The sequence below is a fragment of the Pseudoduganella sp. R-32 genome (genome assembly GCF_049913245.1).
Lineage (GTDB): Bacteria > Pseudomonadota > Gammaproteobacteria > Burkholderiales > Burkholderiaceae_D > Rugamonas.
Genome location: NZ_CP183987.1, coordinates 1083514 through 1100532, shown reverse-complemented (window position 1 = coordinate 1100532; position 17019 = coordinate 1083514). Strand labels below are relative to the sequence as shown.

18 protein-coding genes are annotated in these 17019 nt (G+C 64.3%); 9 read left to right on the top strand and 9 right to left on the bottom strand.

The window, feature by feature from the left end; genetic code table 11:
* Window positions 1-102: 102 nt before the first annotated feature.
* A complete protein-coding gene (locus tag ACN9MU_RS05175) occupies window positions 103-759 on the bottom strand; it encodes a DUF4142 domain-containing protein (protein WP_426344270.1) in 657 nt (218 codons plus the stop codon).
* A 103-nt stretch (window positions 760-862) separates the two neighbouring features.
* Between ACN9MU_RS05175 and ACN9MU_RS05170 the strand changes: the two genes are divergently transcribed.
* Genes ACN9MU_RS05170 through ACN9MU_RS05160 form a run of 3 tightly spaced genes read left to right on the top strand, consistent with a single transcriptional unit; the run spans window position 863 to window position 2512 of the window.
* Window positions 863-1219 carry a COG4315 family predicted lipoprotein gene (locus ACN9MU_RS05170; RefSeq protein ID WP_426168034.1) on the top strand — a complete coding sequence of 119 codons (357 nt, stop codon included), beginning with the start codon at window positions 863-865 and terminating at the stop codon, window positions 1217-1219.
* A gap of 4 nt (window positions 1220-1223) precedes the next feature.
* Window positions 1224-1721 (top strand): RNA polymerase sigma factor, encoded by a 498-nt coding sequence (locus ACN9MU_RS05165; RefSeq protein WP_426168032.1) that lies wholly within the window; start codon window positions 1224-1226, stop codon window positions 1719-1721.
* Window positions 1718-2512: an anti-sigma factor family protein gene (locus ACN9MU_RS05160; RefSeq protein ID WP_426344269.1), complete on the top strand. Its 795-nt coding sequence runs from the start codon at window positions 1718-1720 to the stop codon at window positions 2510-2512. The genes ACN9MU_RS05165 and ACN9MU_RS05160 overlap by 4 nt, the downstream gene beginning before the upstream one ends.
* Here ACN9MU_RS05160 and ACN9MU_RS05155 read toward each other — a convergent pair.
* On the bottom strand, window positions 2505-3002 hold the full coding sequence (locus ACN9MU_RS05155; protein ID WP_057264480.1) for a winged helix-turn-helix transcriptional regulator: 498 nt from the start codon (window positions 3000-3002) through the stop codon (window positions 2505-2507). The two genes, ACN9MU_RS05160 and ACN9MU_RS05155, sit on opposite strands and share 8 nt — an antisense overlap.
* Before the next feature lie 249 nt (window positions 3003-3251).
* Between ACN9MU_RS05155 and ACN9MU_RS05150 the strand changes: the two genes are divergently transcribed.
* On the top strand, window positions 3252-4019 hold the full coding sequence (locus ACN9MU_RS05150) for a response regulator transcription factor (protein ID WP_426344268.1): 768 nt from the start codon (window positions 3252-3254) through the stop codon (window positions 4017-4019).
* Here the strand turns inward: ACN9MU_RS05150 and ACN9MU_RS05145 are convergent.
* Complete coding sequence (locus ACN9MU_RS05145; RefSeq protein ID WP_426344267.1) at window positions 4003-6564, bottom strand: TonB-dependent receptor plug domain-containing protein; 2562 nt, start codon at window positions 6562-6564, stop codon at window positions 4003-4005. The two genes, ACN9MU_RS05150 and ACN9MU_RS05145, sit on opposite strands and share 17 nt — an antisense overlap.
* 319 nt (window positions 6565-6883) lie before the next feature.
* Between ACN9MU_RS05145 and ACN9MU_RS05140 the strand changes: the two genes are divergently transcribed.
* From ACN9MU_RS05140 to ACN9MU_RS05125, 4 genes are read left to right on the top strand one after another with little or no spacing between them, the layout of a single operon-like run.
* Window positions 6884-7267: a BlaI/MecI/CopY family transcriptional regulator gene (locus tag ACN9MU_RS05140; RefSeq protein WP_426168023.1), complete on the top strand. Its 384-nt coding sequence runs from the start codon at window positions 6884-6886 to the stop codon at window positions 7265-7267.
* The gene (locus ACN9MU_RS05135) at window positions 7260-8507 is read left to right on the top strand and encodes a M56 family metallopeptidase (protein WP_426344266.1); all 1248 of its coding nucleotides are present in this window, start codon (window positions 7260-7262) and stop codon (window positions 8505-8507) included. The genes ACN9MU_RS05140 and ACN9MU_RS05135 overlap by 8 nt, the downstream gene beginning before the upstream one ends.
* A gap of 12 nt (window positions 8508-8519) precedes the next feature.
* Window positions 8520-9233 (top strand): SIMPL domain-containing protein, encoded by a 714-nt coding sequence (locus ACN9MU_RS05130; protein ID WP_426320859.1) that lies wholly within the window; start codon window positions 8520-8522, stop codon window positions 9231-9233.
* A gap of 10 nt (window positions 9234-9243) precedes the next feature.
* Window positions 9244-11337: a TonB-dependent receptor plug domain-containing protein gene (locus tag ACN9MU_RS05125; RefSeq protein ID WP_426320857.1), complete on the top strand. Its 2094-nt coding sequence runs from the start codon at window positions 9244-9246 to the stop codon at window positions 11335-11337.
* 6 nt (window positions 11338-11343) lie between these two features.
* Here the strand turns inward: ACN9MU_RS05125 and pnuC are convergent, their stop codons facing one another.
* Window positions 11344-11919 carry a nicotinamide riboside transporter PnuC gene (gene pnuC / locus ACN9MU_RS05120; RefSeq protein WP_426320855.1) on the bottom strand — a complete coding sequence of 192 codons (576 nt, stop codon included), beginning with the start codon at window positions 11917-11919 and terminating at the stop codon, window positions 11344-11346.
* A 9-nt stretch (window positions 11920-11928) separates the two neighbouring features.
* The gene (locus ACN9MU_RS05115) at window positions 11929-13422 is read right to left on the bottom strand and encodes a tetratricopeptide repeat protein (protein ID WP_426320853.1); all 1494 of its coding nucleotides are present in this window, start codon (window positions 13420-13422) and stop codon (window positions 11929-11931) included.
* Window positions 13423-13637: 215 nt separating this feature from the next.
* Between ACN9MU_RS05115 and ACN9MU_RS05110 the strand changes: the two genes are divergently transcribed.
* Window positions 13638-14390, top strand: a complete 753-nt coding sequence (locus ACN9MU_RS05110; RefSeq protein ID WP_426320851.1) for a substrate-binding periplasmic protein — start codon at window positions 13638-13640, stop codon at window positions 14388-14390.
* On the opposite strand, the gene ACN9MU_RS05105 is transcribed toward ACN9MU_RS05110, so the two are convergent.
* From ACN9MU_RS05105 to ACN9MU_RS05090, 4 genes are all read right to left on the bottom strand, one after another.
* Complete coding sequence (locus ACN9MU_RS05105; RefSeq protein ID WP_426320849.1) at window positions 14387-15292, bottom strand: alpha/beta hydrolase; 906 nt, start codon at window positions 15290-15292, stop codon at window positions 14387-14389. The genes ACN9MU_RS05110 and ACN9MU_RS05105 overlap by 4 nt on opposite strands.
* Before the next feature lie 77 nt (window positions 15293-15369).
* Entirely contained in the window at window positions 15370-15498 is a 129-nt protein-coding gene (locus ACN9MU_RS05100; protein WP_426168007.1) for a hypothetical protein, read from the bottom strand.
* Window positions 15495-15872 (bottom strand): PH domain-containing protein, encoded by a 378-nt coding sequence (locus tag ACN9MU_RS05095; RefSeq protein WP_426320847.1) that lies wholly within the window; start codon window positions 15870-15872, stop codon window positions 15495-15497. The genes ACN9MU_RS05100 and ACN9MU_RS05095 overlap by 4 nt, the downstream gene beginning before the upstream one ends.
* A gap of 42 nt (window positions 15873-15914) precedes the next feature.
* The gene (locus ACN9MU_RS05090; RefSeq protein ID WP_426344265.1) at window positions 15915-16895 is read right to left on the bottom strand and encodes a lipin/Ned1/Smp2 family protein; all 981 of its coding nucleotides are present in this window, start codon (window positions 16893-16895) and stop codon (window positions 15915-15917) included.
* Window positions 16896-17019: the final 124 nt, after the last annotated feature.

Genomic DNA, 17019 nt, shown 5'->3' with positions numbered 1-17019 from the left:
GGTGTTGCAGCATGGAATCATACCGCACGACCGGACTTTTTGGTGTTCAAGTAGCTTAAGCACTGCCAGGCTGACGACGCCGCGGCTGCCCGCGGCTGGCTGTCAGCGCCGTTCCGGCTTGGTACTGCGGGTGCTGGAATCCGGCTTGTTGCCGCCTGTGCTGCCATGGTCGTGGCCACCGGCTTCCGTTTGCGGCATGGTGCCCGCGCCGCTGCTGCCCTCGGTGCCGCTGCTGCCCACCGTCGCGCTGCCGCCCTTGATCGCGGCATTCAGCTGCTCGGCATTGTTCAGGTGCTGGTGGATGGTTGGCTGCAAGCGCGTGGCCAGCGATTTCAGTTCGCTGTCCTGGGCTGTCGATTCCGCCTTGCTCACCAGCTGGTGTGCTTCCTTGTGGGCCTGCACGCCGGCCTGCTCCATATAACTGCGGTCGAACTTGTCGCCGGAGAGTTTTTCCAGCTTGGCGGCCATGGCCTTATGCTTGGCATCGAGCTCGGTCGGCAAGGTCAGGCTGCGCGCAGCCGCCACTTTGCGCACTTCTTCCAGCCCCTTGGTATGGTCGTCGACCATTTGCTGGGCGAAGCTCTTGACGCGGTCGCTCTGGGTCTTTTGCAAGGCCAGCTTGGCTGTCTCGATTTCCGCCATATTGGCCAGGGCCAGGTCGGTCAGCATCTTCTGGTCCGCTTTGGCCAGGCCTTCCGCCCAGGCGCTTCCGACGCCAAGCAGGGCCGACAACACAGCTACACGCATGAAATTGTTCATCGCATCCTCCGTGACTGAATAGGCAGGAAAATATTTTAGGCAGGATGGAATAAGCTGGCCACACGCTACGTATACGCAATACTCATCACTCACGGAGGACAAAATGAAAGCTATCGTACTGACCCTGGCTGCCCTGCTGAGCACTGCCGCTGTTGCCGCCGAACCGCTGAAAAAAGCTGACGGCGTGTACGTCGATGCCGCCGGCATGACCGTCTACACCTTCGACAAGGACGTTGCCGGCAGCGGCAAGAGCGCCTGCGTCGATGGCTGCCTGAAAAACTGGCCTGCCGTGGCCGCCAGCGGCGAACTGTCTGCGCCGTGGTCGGCCATCACCCGCGACGACGGCAGCAAGCAGCTGGCCTACAAGGGCAAGCCGCTTTACCTGTTCGCCGGCGACAAGAAAGCCGGCGACCGCGCAGGCGACAACGTCAAGGATATCTGGCACGTCGTCAAGGATTGAGCGCATGCAGGAAATGCATGAACGCTTGCTGGCCTGCCTGCCGCGCCTGCGCCGCTATGCGCGGGCGCTGACCGGCGATAGCGCCCGCGCGGACGACTTGGTGCAGGACACCGTGGAACGCGGCTGGGAGCGCATCGCCCAGTGGCGCCCGGATGGTGACTTGCGCGCCTGGTTGTTCGGCATCATGCACAACCTGCACGTGGACCAGGTGCGGCGCTCGCCGCCGCCGGCCGTGGAGCTTGATGACGCGGACCTGCCGGCCGCGCCGCCCACGGCGGGACTCGACTTGCGCGACCTGGAGCGCGCCTTGCAGCAGCTGCCGCCTGCCCAGCGCGAGGTCCTGCTGCTGGTAGCGCTGGAAGAAATGCGTTATGAAGAAGTGGCCGCCACGCTCGATATCCCGCTTGGCACGGTGATGTCGCGCCTGAGCCGCGCGCGCGAGAACCTGCGCCGGCTGATGACGGGGCAGCCGCCGGCCGTCAATTTGAAGGTTGTGAAATGAACGAAGCCGAATTGCAAGCCTGGGTCGATGGCCGTCTGCCGCCGGATCGGCAAGCGGCGGTCGATCGCTACCTGGCCGACCATCCCGCCGAAACCTTGCGGCTGCAAGCCTACCGCGAACAGAATGCCGCCCTGCACGCGCTGTTCGACGACATGCTGGACGCCGAGGTTCCGCAGGCGCTGCACCCGGCGCCGCCTCGCCGCAGCGCATGGGCCATGCCAGCCTGGCGCCGCATGGCCGCCATGCTGGCGCTGGCCGCCGGCGCGGGGGTGATCGGCGGCGCGGCCGGGTGGACGCTGCGCGGCGCGGGAATGGATGGCAGCAGCGGACTTGCAACCGGCAGCCCGGTCCCGTCCCTGGCCTCCCTGCCGCGCGAAGCCGCCATCGCGCACGCCGTCTACACGCCGGAAGTAAAACACCCGGTCGAAGTCGGCGCCGACCAGCAGCAGCACCTGGTGGCCTGGCTGTCGAAACGCCTGGGCAAGCAACTGCGTCCGCCGCAACTGGCGCAACAGGGTTATGAGCTGGTGGGAGGAAGGCTGCTGCCCGGCGGCACGGGCCCGGTTGCCCAATTCATGTACGCCGATGCCGGCGGCCAGCGCCTCACGCTCTACGTCAGTTCCGGCCAACAGCAAAACCGCGACACGGGATTCCGGTTCGCGCAGGAAGGCAACGTGGGAGTGTTTTACTGGATCGACGGCAGCTTCGGCTATGCGCTGTCGGCTGCCGTCGGGAAGAAAGAGCTGTCGCAGGTCGCGAACGCGGTCTACGAACAGCTGCAGCCTAATTAGGCATGCGGCGGCCGGCTTCGGTGATACGGTTACGCATCACTTCCGGCGCCGCAGGCCCTGGCGCGAACATGTAGTCCTCGTCATTGATGGCCAGGCCGCTGTTGGCATCGACCAGCACCTGGTCGGCCGGCTTGCCGGTTTCGCGGCTCACCACCAGCAAGCTGGCGCCTTCCGGCGACAGGTGCTCGTTACCCCAGGCGATGAAGGCCAGCAGCACAGGCTTGAAGTCGCGGCCTGCCTTGGTCAGGATGTACTCATAGCGCGGCGGGCGGGTGCTGTACTGGCGGCGCTCCATCAGGCCGCCCTCGACCAGGCCGGCCAGGCGACGGGTCAGCATGTTCGGCGCAATCTTCAGGCTCTTCTCGAATTCATCGAAGCGGGTCAGGCCGTAAAACGCATCGCGCAGAATCAAGATGCTCCACCACTCGCCTACCTTGCCGAGGCTACGCGCGATCGGGCAGGGCATTTGGCCAAAGTCGGTATGTTTCATGTTGCCTCCTAGTCAGTTGGTTTAATTTAACCAGTTGAATGCTTCAGACTCAATTGAACCGCGAAAACACCCCTAAAAGACTCACCAAAAATCACTCTTGCAAGGAACGTAGCTATCTTCTTTCCATTCGGCGTTGTTGCGGCGCACTTTACTTTTGCCAGAGGAGAGAATGCCTTTGCTCAATGTGAAATGCGCAACATTTTTTCAAACATGGGCATAATAAGCAACACGGCCCCACCCTGAGCGACCATGTACCTGACCAGCGATGCACAAGTGCGAAATATTTTGATCGTGGATGATTCCGCGTTCGAACAACGCATGCTCGTCGACTTGTTAAGCGAAATGCCCTACCGGGTGTCGGTGGCCTTCAATGGCGAGCAGGGCTACCAGCTGGCCCTGTCCGGCAGGCCCGACCTGATCCTGCTGGACGTGCGGATGCCGAATATGGACGGCTACACCTGTTGCCGACTGTTAAAGGCCAACTCGGCCACGCGCGATATCCCGATCATTTTCCTGAGCGGCACCGAGGCGGTGGAAGACCGCATCATGGGCCTTCAGCTTGGCGGGGTGGACTTTGTCAGCAAGCCGTTTACGCCCGGTGAACTGGCGGCGCGCATCCATGTGCACCTGAACCTGATGAAACGGCCCCCGGTCGAGGCCAGCGAAGCAGGGCCGATCGACACCGACTCGGTGATCGTCAACGCCGCCAAGCGCCTGATCTACGACAACCTGGCAGCCCTGCCCGGCCTGGCGGAAATCGCCGCCAGCGTGGGCACCTACCGCGAAAAACTGAACCAGCTGTTTCGCACCCACACCGGCATGACCGTGTTCGCCTACATCCGCGAAGCGCGCATCCAGCGCGGCATGCACCTGCTGCGCGATACCGACATGGACGTGCAGGACATTGCGCTGCTGCTCGGGTTTGCCAATGCCGGCAATTTCGCAACCGCCTTCCGCGAGCGGATGGGCACCACTCCCAGCAGCTACCGCGCCTCGATCATCAAAACTTGTGATTGAGCTTGACTGAGGCGAAGCGGCCGCGCGGGTCGCCTTGCGTGTAGTCGAAGAAGTTGAACGAGCTGTCCCACGAAGGTTTGCGGTCAAAGGCATTCGCCAGCAACAGGTTCACGCTGGTGGCCGCACTGATCCTGTAGCCCAGGCTCAGATCCACGGTGGCGAATGGCTTGACACGCTCGCCGGGGCGGGTGGTCTGCTCGTAGCCGTCGACGTAATTCCATGCCGCGTTGGCAGTCCACTGGGCCAGTTCCCAGGCTGCGCTGGTGGTGCCGCGCCATTTCGGGATGGAACCGAAGAAGTTGGTGCCGGCGCCGTTGGTCAGCGGCTCGCCGTTCGACAGCGGCTGTTCATACTTGAACACCCGGCTCAATTGCGCATTCAGGGTCACGTTGCCGTAGGCGGTTTTTGGCAGCTTGTAGCGCAGGTCGACGTCGATGCCGCTCACCACGCGTTCACCCTGGTTGGCATACTGGCGGTACAGGGTCAGGATGCGGCCCTGGGCATCGCGCACCACTTTCTCAGGATGGGTGCTTTCGTTGGCCAGGATGGTCTCGGTACTTTCGGTGTCGATCACGCCCTTGGTACGGATATGGTAGAAGTCCACGCCCACGCTGCTATTGGCCGATGGCGAAACAACAAAGCCCAGGTTCAGGTTCTTCGAGCGCTCAGGCGACAGTTCGGTATTGGCGACCGTGATGTTGGTGATGCCGCGCGCCTGGCTTGGGGTAATCGGGTCCCCCTTGTCGATCACGGAGCCGTAGCTGACCGAAGTCGAACTGGTAATCTCCGGCAGCGAAGGTGCGCGGAAGCCGCGCGACACGGTGCCGCGCAGCAGCAGCCAGGGGGCGGCCTGGTAACGCACGCTGGCTTTCGGCGAGAAGGCGGAGCCGAAGTCGCTGTATTTGTCGGCACGGCCGGCCAGGTTGACAGTCAGGTCTTTCAGCACGGGCACGTTGAATTCGGCGAAGGCCGCAGTCACCTGGCGCTTGCCCTGGATGATGTTGATCGCAGGGCGCAGTTCCGTACCCGACAGCACGGCGGTCGAGGTATTGGAGTTCATCTCTTCCTGGCGCCACTGGCCGCCGAAAGCAAAGCCCAGCGCGCCGGCCGGCAGCTCCAGCAGTTCCTTCGATGCGTTGAAGTCGGCCACGGTCAGCGTCGATTCGGCGGGACGCAGGGTCGACAGGCGCAAGCGATTGCGCAGCTCTTCGCTGTTCTTCGACTGGTCGGCGAAGTTGTAGCTGCCGTCCGCCAGCACTTTTTCGAACTCGTAGCGGTTGACGAAATTCTGTACGGTTTCCTTCAGCTTGCTGCCCGAGCGGGCGATGGAAGCGTCGTATTCCCAGCCGTTCCAGTTGCCCTTGATGCCGGTCAGGGCGCGGTAGAAGTCCACCTTGTCCTGCTTCATGCGCGGCCCCAGGTCGAACAGCGTGGCAGTGAATGGCAACGCGGTCGTGCCAGGGTTGTTCGGATGGCCGGCCGGCAGCGCCACCGTGATGTTGTCCAACGCCTGCCTGGCATTGTTCCAGGCGCGCAGGCCGCTGCCCACGGTCAGCGGTGCGCCAAAGGTCTGCTCCGCCCACGAGTAGCCGTACAGTCCTTCTGCATAAGCTTCGGTGTCGTCATTCAGTTTCAAGGTGCCGCGCAAGGAGGTGTGCACGCGCTCCACGCCCGGGATCAGGGTGCGGAATTCGGCCGGGTTATACGCCAGCACCCGGCCGCTCTTGCCCGGCGTGATGTCGCCGTAGTTCTGCACCTGCAGCGGCCCCTGCACGCCGCCAAGCTGTTTGGTCGCGTCGGAAGTACCGTAGTAATTGGTCGGGGTCCAGGCCAGCGTGCCGTTGGCATAACCGCGGAAGTCGCTGCCGCGCAGGTAGGACACGTCGGTTTGCTGCAGCTTGTCGCGCTTCAGCGCATCGAGCGAGAACACCACGCTCCAGCCTTTTTCATCGAGGCTGCCAAAGCCGGTCTGCAGCGACGCGCTGCGTTCAAGCTGGCCGGTGCCCTCGGTGGACGAACCCACTTGCGCGCTCACCTCCGTGCCCTTGAATTCCTTGTACAGGATGATGTTGACCACGCCCGCCACCGCATCCGAACCGTAGACGGACGAGGCGCCATCCTTCAGCACTTCGATGCGCTGCACGGCGGCCATCGGCAGCGAATTCAGGTCGACGAAGACTTCCTGCAGGTCTTGCGCCGTGGCGTAGGACGACACCCGCTTGCCGTTCACCAGGATCAGGGTGTTCTTCTGGCCCAGGCCGCGCAGCGACAGGCCCGCCGTGCCGGCCGAAAAACTGCCGGTGTACTGCTCGTTATAGCTGTTGCCGCTGTTGGCGGAAATGGTACGCAGGATATCGGCCACGGTGGCCTTGCCGGTGGCGGCAAGCTCCTTGGCGGTCAGCACCTGCACGGCGCTGGCGCCTTCCTTTTGCGAGGTGCGGATATTCGAACCTGTCACGACGACGCGCGCCAGTTCTTCCTCGGCGTAAGCGAGTTGCGGGAATGCGGCGGCAATGGCCAGCGTAATGCTCAGTGGCTTGATCATGGTCTTCCTTTTGGGTGTACGAGGCCCGCGCCGGCCGGATTGGCAGGTCGGGCAAAACTAGGGGGATGGGGTGCTTAGCAGCGGCACATGCACTGCGCCATGCAGAGCATGTAGATGGTGTGGCGGCGGAGGACAGCTTGCGTATTCACGCGGCAACTATAACGTCGACCCTTCATTTCTGAAACTAATTAAATCTCAGACTTATATGCAATTTGAATATATAGACAGCATTGTCTACATTTCGCCACAAGGAAAACGGCAAAGTATACAACTCTGTCTAGACAGGCTATTCTAGCCAAAACCTTAGAAGGAAATAAACATGGCTACCATTCCGAAACCCACTCCCGCCGAGCTGGAATTGCTGCAGGCGATCTGGCCGCTGGGCCCCGCCACCGCCAAGCAGGTGCACGAAGCCATGCTGGGCGAGAAGCCTGACCTGGCCTACGGCGCCGTGCTGCGCCTGATGCAGATCATGCATGGCAAGGGCCTGTTGATCCGCGACGAGAGCCAGCGCTCCCATATCTATGCCGCCGCCGTGGCGCGCGAGGCGATGCAGGGCAATATGCTGCAGGACCTGCTGCAGCGCGCCTTCGCCGGTTCCGCCAAGGCGCTGGTGCTGGCGGCTCTGCGCAGCGGTATCTCGAAGAAGGAACGCGAGGAAATCGAAGCGCTGCTGAAGCAGGAGGACAAGCCGAATGAATGACATCATCCACGCGGCCGGCTGGGCCCTGCTCCACTTTGTCTGGCAAGGTGCACTGGTCGGCCTCGCTGCGGCCGCCCTGCTCTGGCTGATGCGCGGCGCCCGCCCCGGCCCGCGCTACGCGGTCGCCTGCATGGCCATGCTGGCCTGCCTGCTGTGGCCGGCCGGCGAATTCGCCAGTGCGCTGCAGGCCACGCCGCGCTCCCTGCAAGCCCTGGTACTGTCTGGCAGCGCGGCCACGCTCGGGCAAAGCGAACTGCTGGCCAGCATCGACAGGCACTTGCCGATGCTGGTCGCCGCCTGGCTGGCCTGCGTCGGCGCCCTGGCGCTGCGCAGCGCCTTCGGCCTGGCCTGGATAGCCCGCGCCCGCCGCACCGGCGGCCGCAACGGCCATTGGCAGCAGCGCCTTTCGAGTCTCGCAGCCCGCCTTGGCATTCGCCGCCAGGTCGGCCTGCGCATCGTTGAAACGCTGGCCAGCCCGATCACCGCGGGCTGGTGGCGTCCGGTCGTGCTGGTCCCGGCCGCGCTGCTGGCGCGCATGCCGCCGGAATTGCTGGAAGCCTTGCTGGCGCACGAGTTGGCCCATGTGCGACGCCATGACTTCCTGGTCAACCTGATGCAGAACGTGGTCGAGACCCTGCTGTTCTACCACCCTGCCGTATGGTGGCTGTCGCGCCGCATCCGCCATGAACGCGAACTGGTGGCCGACAGCATCGCCGCACGGTTGACTGGCGAACCGCGCCGCCTGGCACTCGCCTTGTCCGAGCTGGAGAAAATGCAGTTCGCCTCGCAGCGCGTGGCGCTGGCCGCCGATGGGGGCGACCTGATGCAGCGCATCCGCCACCTGATGGTGCCGCAAGAGCAGCGCAGCAACTGGAAGGCCGCTGTGGCTGCGCTGGGCGTCGCCGCCGCCTGCCTGGCCGGCTACGCGAATGCCCGCGTCGACGCCGCCACCGTCCCGGCAGCGCGCACGCCGGCCGTGGTCGACTTCAAGTCCTGCGCCAAGCCGCTGTGGCCCAGCGAGGACCTGCAAGCCGAGCATACCGGCACCGTGACGCTGTCGTTCAACATCGACGAACGCGGCAACGTCGCCGGCTCGCGCGTGGTCAGGTCCAGCGGCCACCCGGGCCTGGACACGGCAGCGCGAACCGGCATCGGCAAATGCCATTTCAAACCCGCCAGGGTGCGCGGCAAACCCGTCGCCACCTGGCAGCAGATGCAGTACGTCTGGACCCTCGAATAAGGAACACAGCTGATGAGATTGAGTACCAGCATCGCGGCACTGGTTCTGGGCCTGGTTTCCGCCGCCTGCAGCGCGCAGGCATCCGCCTCCCCCCTCCCTTCGCATCCGTTCGTCAGCACCACCGGCAAGGCGCAACTGTGGATGCGGCCCGACATCGGCGAAGTGAAGTTCGAAGCCGGGGCCCAGGATGCGAGCGCGGAAGCCACCGCCGCCCAGTTGCAGGAATTGAGCGCCAGCGTGATGCAGCTGCTGGCCGATCACGGCGTGCAGCAAGCCGACATCGAATCCTACGAGATCGAAAAGAAAACCGTCCCGGTCAACGAGCAACAGGCGCCAGCCTATTCGATGGGCCGCCTGTTCCACGCCCGCGTGCGCGACCTGGCGCAATGGCCGGACCTGGTCGCCAAGCTGGTCGAGTTGGCCCACGTCACCGGCATCAGTTCGACCTTCGACCGCACCGATAGCGACGATATCAACACCCAGCTGATGGCAGCCGCCGCCGGCGACGCGCGCAACAAGGGCAACTCGCTGGCCAAAGCCTTCGGCCGCAAGCTTGGCCCCGTGGTCGCCATCGCACGCGGCCCGCTTGCCCAGGTCGGCGCACCGTTCATGGAACTGCAGGCCGGCCGCGAAACGCGCGGCACCGCGCCGCAAACCGGCAAATACAGCGTGCCGGATTCAATCCCCTATTCACAAACCGTGAATGCCATCTTCGTCCTGAAGTAAGCCACAAGCCATGAAAATTCGACTGATCGCCTGCGCGGCGATGGCCTTCGCACGCGCCTACGCCCAGGAAACGCCGCCCGTCGTGCAGGTAAGAGCCAGCGCCGACATGCAGCGCGAGCGCGACACTGCCTCGCGCACCATCATCACCCGCGAGGAAATCCTCAAGTTCGGCGACGCCAATGCCCTTGAGGTGCTGAAGCGGCTACCGGGGGTGTCCGTCAGCGACGGCGGCCCGCGCATGCGCGGCCTCGGAGCCGGCTACACCCAGGTCCTGCTCAACGGCGACCGCCCTCCCCCCGGCTTTTCACTGGACAACCTGGCGCCGGAAATGATCGACAAGATCGAAGTGATACGCTCCGCCACGGCAGAGCACAGCACGCAGGCGGTAGCAGGCACCATCAATATCGTGCTGCGCAGGAGCGCCAGCAAGCCAACGCGGGAATGGCGCGCTGCCGCCACCCTGCCGGCGCACCTGCCATCGCGCAGCGCCGGCTTCGGTCTGGCGGACAAGGATGACACAGGCAGCCATACCTTCAATGCCAGCGTCACGCAAGGCAACAACCATCGGCCGGAACATACCGGCGTGCTGGAGACCACTCCGTCCGGCGCGCTCACCAGCCGGCGCGAGGAAGAAGAGCGCAGCCGCAACCGCTTCCTGTTCTTCAACGCAAACAGCCGCTTCAACTGGAAGCTGTCTGCAACGGAAACGCTGGGATGGCAAACCTTCGCCAATGTGGTGCGCTTTCATGCCGACCGCGCGCGCGAAGTGCAACTGACCGGCGGCAGCGTGCTGCCCTACGTGCACACCGACTATGGGCGCAAGGATGAAACGGCGGCACTGCGCACGGAAGGCAACTGGTCGCGCCCATGGGGTGAAGGCGGCCGCATCGAATCCACGCTGAGCATCAGCGGCGACCAGGTGCAACGCGAGCGCAACTCGGGCTTTGAGCGCACCGCTGGCGAGCGTACCCTGGACCGTCGCTACGACGTCGACGCCAGCAGCCGGCGCGGAGGCTGGACCGGCAAGCTGTCGCTGCCAGCCGCACGCGGCCATGCCATCAGCCTCGGTTGGGACCTGTCATCCAGCGACCAGCGCGAACGCGAGCAGCAGGACGAGACGTCGGCAGGCGGCGCCGGCGTCGTCGATTTCGATCGTACCTCGCGCACCCGCCTGCGGAATGCAGCGGCGTATGTGCAGGACGAATGGGAACTCGGTTCCGGCTGGTCGCTGTATGGCGGCCTGCGGCGCGAGACCAGCGAGACGCGCAGCAGCGGCAACGATTTTGCCGCGGTGACGGTGCGCGCCGGCGTCACCAGCCCGATCCTGCAAGCGCTATGGAAGCTGCCCGGCGAGCAGCGCCGCCAGCTACGCTTTGCCCTGGCCCGTACTTACAAGGCCCCCACCACCAACCAGTTAATGCCGCGCCGTCTTCTTAGCCTGGTCAATACGGAACTGGCGCCCGATGCCAGCGGCAACCCGCAGCTCAGGCCCGAGCTGGCGCGCGGCCTGGATGTCGCATTCGAAGCTTACGGCAAGGATGGCGCCTTGTTCTCCCTGTCCGCCGGTACGCGGCACATCAGCGACGTGATCTTCAACGCAGTCTCCGAGATGAATGGGCGCTGGGTTTCCTCGCCCGATAACTTCGGCAGCGCACGCACCAGCAGCATGGAGCTGGAATGGAAAGGCCCGCTTCCGGCAACGCCGCTGCGCTTCTCCCTCACCGCCGGGCGCCATTGGTCGCGTGTGGACAGCGTGCCGGGCCCGGATAACCGCCTGGCCCGGCAACCACGCTGGACCGCGAACGCCGGCGCCGATTACCGGTCCGGGCCATGGGGTGGCGGCGCCAACCTGTCGTACACCGCCACGGGCCGGGTCCGGATCACGCGATGGCAATCTGCTTATAACGGCGTTGAACGCAACCTGGAAGCTTACCTCAACTACCGCCTCGCACCCGGCAGCCAATGGCGCATCACCGCCGGCAGCATCCTGCGCCAGCCGTCTCTTGCCGGGAGCGTGTATGCGGATGCCAACGGCCGCAAGGAGAATGTGCAGTCCATCGACAATCCGGCCTGGATCCGCGCCAGCTACGAGCGCCAGTTCTGAGACTGCCTAGTGTCCTGCCCGGCGCTCGCGGCGCCAATGCCGCCACGCCACCAGGGCATTGATCCAGTAGGCCGCATACAGCACGGCCGTCAGGTACAGGCCGCGGCTGGCGTATAGCGGCACCGAGATGGTGTTCACCAGCAGCCACACCGGCCAGTTCTCGATGCGGCGCCCCATCAGCAGCACTTGCGCGATGACAGAGAACATCAGCACGGTCGAATCGACAAAAGGCGCGAAAGCGTTGGTGTAGTGCTTCAGCATCAGGCCGTAGGCGGCGGTGGCGGCGACGCCCGCCAGCGCCATCATCAGCAGGACGGCAGGCCGCGTGGTACGGATATGCAGCGCATGGCCATGGTCGCCGCGCAGCCACTGGCGCCAGCCGATAATGCAGGTGACGATGAAGAACAGCTGCAGCGCCACGTCGGCATACAGTTGGGAGTCGTAGAACAGCACGGAAAACAGCGAGCAGCCAACAATGCCGGTCCACCAGGAATGGACATTGTTGCGTCCCGCCAGGACGATCGAGACTGCCATGATCGCATTTGCGGCGATTTCAAGCGGCTCTGCCATGATCATGCGCATGGGATGTATTCAGCCTCTCGATAATATGACCAGCAAACCGCGCATGTCTTCGCCGCTTTCCTGGCGCAGGGTGCTTGGGGTGATTTCATTGATGGCAAAGCCGTGGCTGCGCGCAAGCGTTTCGATGCCCTGGCGCGAATGCGCATAGCGGCCGGAGGAACGCAATACGAAGTCCTCGGCGCCTTCGTGCGCCTCCACCGAGAAGGCCAGGCGGCCGCCACTGCGCAGCGCCAGCCGCGCCACGGAAAACACCGGTTTCAGCTCACCCAGGTAGACAAACACGTCGGCCGCGACGATGACGTCGACGCTGGCCGGGCGGGTCCGCAAATAGCCCACCATCTCGCCGCAGTACAAGCCGTTGTACAGGCCGGTATCGCGGGCGCGGTCCAGCATGTGCGGCGACAGGTCGACGCCTTCCAGCAGGCAGGCCAGTGGCCGCAGCAGCGGCCCGCACAGGCCGGTGCCGCAGCCGGCGTCCAGCACATCGAGCTCGCCCGGCCGCAAGTGGCGGCGCAAGGCTTCCACCAGCAGCGACGGCGTGCGGTAACGCAGCACGTCGACCAGGTGGCGGTCGAAATTGCCGGCATACTGGTCGAAGAGCGCCTTCACATAAGCGGCCGGCGAGGCGCCCGGCGCCTGCTCGGCGCCCATGATGGCCAGCATGTAGCCGACGGTGTCGGCATCGGCGCCAAAGGCCAGCGCTGCCTGGTAGGCTTTTACCGCTTCATCGCGGCGGCCCATGGCGCGCAGGGTGTTCGCCAGCCCAAGCTGGGCGCGGGCGTAGCGCGGGCGCACCGCCAGCGCATCCTGGAAACTTGCCAGCGCTTCCTCATGATCCTGCGCGCGCAGCAGCAAGGCGCCGCGCGAACACCATGCTTCCGCGTACTCCGGCTGCAGGTGCAGTGCCCGCTCGAAGCCTTCCAGCGCATCGGCCGGCTTGCCCAGGGCCAGCAGCGAAACGGCGGCGCCATGCAGGGCCTCCGGATATTCCTGCCGCACCCTCAGCGCCGCGCCGAAGCTGTCCAGCGCAGCCTCGTGGCGTGCCAGCGCCTGCAGCGCCAGCGCACGGTTGCACAGGGCGTCGGCATAGCCGGGCGCGAGGCGCAGCGCCGCCTCGTAGCTTTCCAGCGCGCGATCGAGATGCCCGAGGTGGCGCAGGGCGTTGCCGCGGTTGCTCAGGGCGATGGCGTAGTCCGGCTGCAAGGCCAGCGCGCGTTCGAAGCTGGCCAGGGCTTCTTCATAGCGGCCCAGGTCCTGCAAGGCGACGCCGCGGTTGCAATGGGCGATGGCGCGGCGGGCATCGATGGCCAACGCGCCATCGATCAAGTCCAGCGCGCGCTGCGGCTCGCCCTGCTGGCGCGCCAGTGCCCCGCTCAGGTGCAGCGCATCGAAATTGAGCGGCTGGACGCGCAGCACCTCGTCGTAGATGGCTTGCGCGCGCGCCAGTTCGCCCTTCTGGTGCAGGGCGACGGCTTGTTGCAGCAGTGCATGTATTTCTTTCATGGCCGCTATTACACCAAGCCGTCACACGGGCGTCAAACGGGCGTCAAACGGCGGTCACATTCGGCCAGCAAAATGCGTGCACCTGGCGCTGCGGCGCCACTACCGGGGCCGGCGGTCGGGAAATATACCGGCACCACATTCACCAGCTTTTTTCTTTACAGCGACGCTGCCATCTGAAACACTGTCCTCGTGGATATTTTCGGATGCCCTCGGTCATGAGGATGTTGCTCGCTGCACTCCTGATTCAGCTCGCCTGCCCGGCCGAGGCGTGCACCTTGCGCCTGGCGCCGGAAGAGTGGCCGCCCTACTTTTATCACAATGATAAGGAAGTGCTGGGTGGCGTCGATTTCGAATTGCTGCAGGCCATACTCAAGCATGCCGGCTGCGCCCTGCAACTGGAAAAGGAAATGCCGCCGGCGCGGCGCAACGTGCTGTTCCAGCAAGGCAAACTGGATCTGCTGATGGCCGCATCCGCCACTGAGGAGCGGCGCGGCTACGCCCGTTTCAGCCTGCCCTACCGGCAGGAGACGGTGGGCCTGTTCACGCTGCCCGAAAAGCTGGACAAACTGCGCCGCATCGACAGTTTCCAGGACATCGCCACCCAGCATGCCAGCCTGCTGGCGCCGCGCCTTGGCTTTTACGGCGACGACTACGAACGCGCCCTGCCGCTGCTGAACGCGGAAGGACGGCGCAGCACCTTCGGCACTTTCGAACAGGGCATCAAGATGCTCGAGGCCGGACGCGGCGACCTGATCATGGGCGATGCCCACGCCCTGCGCCACATCGCGCGCCTGCAAAAGGTCCGGATCGTGCAGTTGCCCTACATGCCCTACCGCGCGCCGGTGCATTTGATGCTGAATGCCGCCAGCACCACGCAAGCGCAACTCGCGCGCATCAACCAGGCGATCGCCCAGCTCGAGCAGAACGGCGCGCTGGCTGCCATCCGTGCGCGCTACGGCATCAATTAGTCCAGGAATCCGCGCACCGTTTCATAGAGCTGCACGCGTGCCGCTTCCAGGTGCATCACGTGGGTGCCGCGCGCGATGGTTACGTAGCGTGCGCCCTTGATCGCGGCCTGCAAGATGCGGTAGTCCGCGTCGCCGGGCCAGGCGTCCCATTCGCCGCGCACCAGCAGCACGGGCATTTGCAGCCGCGCGGGATCGTAATAGCTGCTGCCCTGCTGCAAGTCCGCAAGGTCGGCACTGGGACCGGCAGGGAAGCTTACTGCGCCATCGCGGCGCCCATCCGACGCCAGCCATTGCGCACCCCAGCGAGCGAAGACATCGGCGTGCAACAGTGGCGGTTCCTGCGGCGGGCGCAAGCCGTCCATGGCAGCGATGCGCTGGGCGGGCGTCAATGCCTCGTAGGCATCGACCGGCTTGGCAGGTGCAGCCGCCGGCGCCGGGCCGGCTGCAGCGCGCGGCGTGATGGCCGCGAACAGCACCAGCTTCGCCACCTTGGCCGCGTGGTCCAGGGCGTAGCGCGCCACCACCGAGCCGCCCCAGGAATGCCCGACCAGCAGGACTTGCGGCTTGCCCGTCCTGCGCAGGATGGCGTCCACCGCGCTGCCCACATCCTGCGCCACCTCGCGCGCCCGGCCAGGCGGCGATGCAGCAGCGCCGGCATAGCGATCCGACAGCCCGTAGCCGGGAAAGTCGAGCGCATACACGTCGTAGCCGCGGGCAGCCATCCAGTCCATCCACGACTGGCCATCCATGCGGAAATCGAAAGACAATCCCGAGGGGAACGAAGCCCCGTGCACGAACAGTACGGGCAGAGCGCCATTGGCACGGTCGGGGGCGGTGTGCCGCACGCGCGCCACCAGGGCTGGCTGGTGGCTGGGGATGTCGATGACTTCGTAGGCTGGCATGGCTGGCTCCCTTCAAAGCCATCATGCTAGCGAGCGCCTCGCCGTAACAATTCGTCCGCCGGCGAACAATGGATGCGTCAGCAAACCTTGAAGACGCGCAGCCAGTCGCAAGTCCACATGCTGACGCGGTGCAGCAGCCCCGCAGGATCGCCCCAGATATAGAAGGCGGCTGCAGCCAACACCAGCACGAAGACAATTCGCTTCATTTCAGCACATAGCTCGCCAGGACTGCCTGCACTTCGTAAATGCTCAGGCGCTTGTTGAATTTTTGCGTGAACGGTTCCGCAATGCTGGAGATCCAGATCTTCAGGTCGGCGTCGAGGTCCAGCGTGCCGCCGGTCTCGATGCTGAAATGCGTCACGCTCTTGTAAGGGATCGAGTGATACTCCTTCTTGCTGCCCGTGACACCCTGGATGTTCACTACCACCAGGCGCTTGTCGGTAAACACGAAATAGTCGCGTATCAGTTGGTAAGCATGCTCCACTCGCTCATTCGGTGCAAGGACTTTCGCAAAGTCTTCCCGCAAGTCCGCGATGTCGATCTTGGACGCGTTACCCAGCATGCCGTCAAGGATTCCCACTTCAAACCTCCTTCTCAGTGTTCAAAGTGGGAATCTACCACGTTACAGGCGGCAGCTCGCCACCGGCGTAGGTTCCACCACGAAGCTGTAATGGGCGGTGTAATCGCCCTGGATCGGCTGCGTGCCGGACGCGCCTGCATTCGGGCCGATGATATAGGTCTGCGCCTTCGGTATGCCGCCGTCGGCATAGGCCGCAATATCGGTCGTGGCGTTGCCGTAGGCGCGCACGATATTCAGGCCAACGGTGTTGCGCAGGTATCGCACATACTCGGTCTTGAACTGTTGCGTGTCCGGAGGAATGGGGCCGTCGCCGTAGGGATTTGAGTGGTAGTGCCATTGCCCCATGTTCTGGATCTTCAGCCATTCCAGGCCATCCTTCGTTACCCAGTAAGGCCGTCCGGTCAGGAAAATGACCTGGTAGCCTTTCTGGCGGTAGGCATTCACGACCTGCGGCGCGTAGGAATACGCCGTTGCAGTCTTGACGCCGACGTAATCGGCATAGGCTTCGAAATCGTTGATGGTCAGGGTGCCGTCGATGTCGAACAGCACCGCGTCACGGCTTGGATCGACCACGCTCAGGTAGCCGTTGGTGCTGCTCAGGTCTCCCTCCACCACGAAGCGCACCACATAGTCGCCGACCGGGCGCACGCCAAGGGGCACGCTGGCCTTGCCGTCGCTGTCGGTAATAAAGCTGCCGAGATACTGCCACTGCTGCATGCCGGTGCCATACAGGTAGGCATGCACCCGTTCGCCTTCCAGGTCCTTGTGCAGGACCGCATCGTAATCGAACTTGCCGGTGATGGTCGCGGGCTGCCCCGCCTTCACAATGACGTCGTGCGCCATATGCCAGGGCTTGTACAGGCCGGCCAGGATGGTGTTGCCGAAGTTGGCAAAGCCCTTGCGCGCAGGGCCCGACAGTGCAGGCGGATTGGCCGCCGTCACGTAGTCAGGGCAAGCCGCCAAGGCCGGCAAGACGGAAAAGGCGCACGCGGCCACGACCGCGCAGCTAACGGTTTTCAGCATCTGTTCCTCCTATGAATGGGTGTGCCGGCCAAACTAGCAGGACTCTGCTACAAGTAAATGACCGCACGAGCCAAAATCCTAGAGGCTGCCCTCCATCGTGCGCACACCCTTCCTGGGGTATGTT

Coding starts and splice junctions, on each gene's coding strand:
- ACN9MU_RS05175 (WP_426344270.1), bottom strand. CDS start 759: ATGAACAATTTCATGCGTGTAGCTGTGTTGTCGGCCCTGCTTGGCGTC.
- ACN9MU_RS05170 (WP_426168034.1), top strand. CDS start 863: ATGAAAGCTATCGTACTGACCCTGGCTGCCCTGCTGAGCACTGCCGCT.
- ACN9MU_RS05165 (WP_426168032.1), top strand. CDS start 1,224: ATGCAGGAAATGCATGAACGCTTGCTGGCCTGCCTGCCGCGCCTGCGC.
- ACN9MU_RS05160 (WP_426344269.1), top strand. CDS start 1,718: ATGAACGAAGCCGAATTGCAAGCCTGGGTCGATGGCCGTCTGCCGCCG.
- ACN9MU_RS05155 (WP_057264480.1), bottom strand. CDS start 3,002: ATGAAACATACCGACTTTGGCCAAATGCCCTGCCCGATCGCGCGTAGC.
- ACN9MU_RS05150 (WP_426344268.1), top strand. CDS start 3,252: ATGTACCTGACCAGCGATGCACAAGTGCGAAATATTTTGATCGTGGAT.
- ACN9MU_RS05145 (WP_426344267.1), bottom strand. CDS start 6,564: ATGATCAAGCCACTGAGCATTACGCTGGCCATTGCCGCCGCATTCCCG.
- ACN9MU_RS05140 (WP_426168023.1), top strand. CDS start 6,884: ATGGCTACCATTCCGAAACCCACTCCCGCCGAGCTGGAATTGCTGCAG.
- ACN9MU_RS05135 (WP_426344266.1), top strand. CDS start 7,260: ATGAATGACATCATCCACGCGGCCGGCTGGGCCCTGCTCCACTTTGTC.
- ACN9MU_RS05130 (WP_426320859.1), top strand. CDS start 8,520: ATGAGATTGAGTACCAGCATCGCGGCACTGGTTCTGGGCCTGGTTTCC.
- ACN9MU_RS05125 (WP_426320857.1), top strand. CDS start 9,244: ATGAAAATTCGACTGATCGCCTGCGCGGCGATGGCCTTCGCACGCGCC.
- pnuC (WP_426320855.1), bottom strand. CDS start 11,919: ATGCGCATGATCATGGCAGAGCCGCTTGAAATCGCCGCAAATGCGATC.
- ACN9MU_RS05115 (WP_426320853.1), bottom strand. CDS start 13,422: ATGAAAGAAATACATGCACTGCTGCAACAAGCCGTCGCCCTGCACCAG.
- ACN9MU_RS05110 (WP_426320851.1), top strand. CDS start 13,638: ATGAGGATGTTGCTCGCTGCACTCCTGATTCAGCTCGCCTGCCCGGCC.
- ACN9MU_RS05105 (WP_426320849.1), bottom strand. CDS start 15,292: ATGCCAGCCTACGAAGTCATCGACATCCCCAGCCACCAGCCAGCCCTG.
- ACN9MU_RS05100 (WP_426168007.1), bottom strand. CDS start 15,498: ATGAAGCGAATTGTCTTCGTGCTGGTGTTGGCTGCAGCCGCCTTCTAT.
- ACN9MU_RS05090 (WP_426344265.1), bottom strand. CDS start 16,895: ATGCTGAAAACCGTTAGCTGCGCGGTCGTGGCCGCGTGCGCCTTTTCC.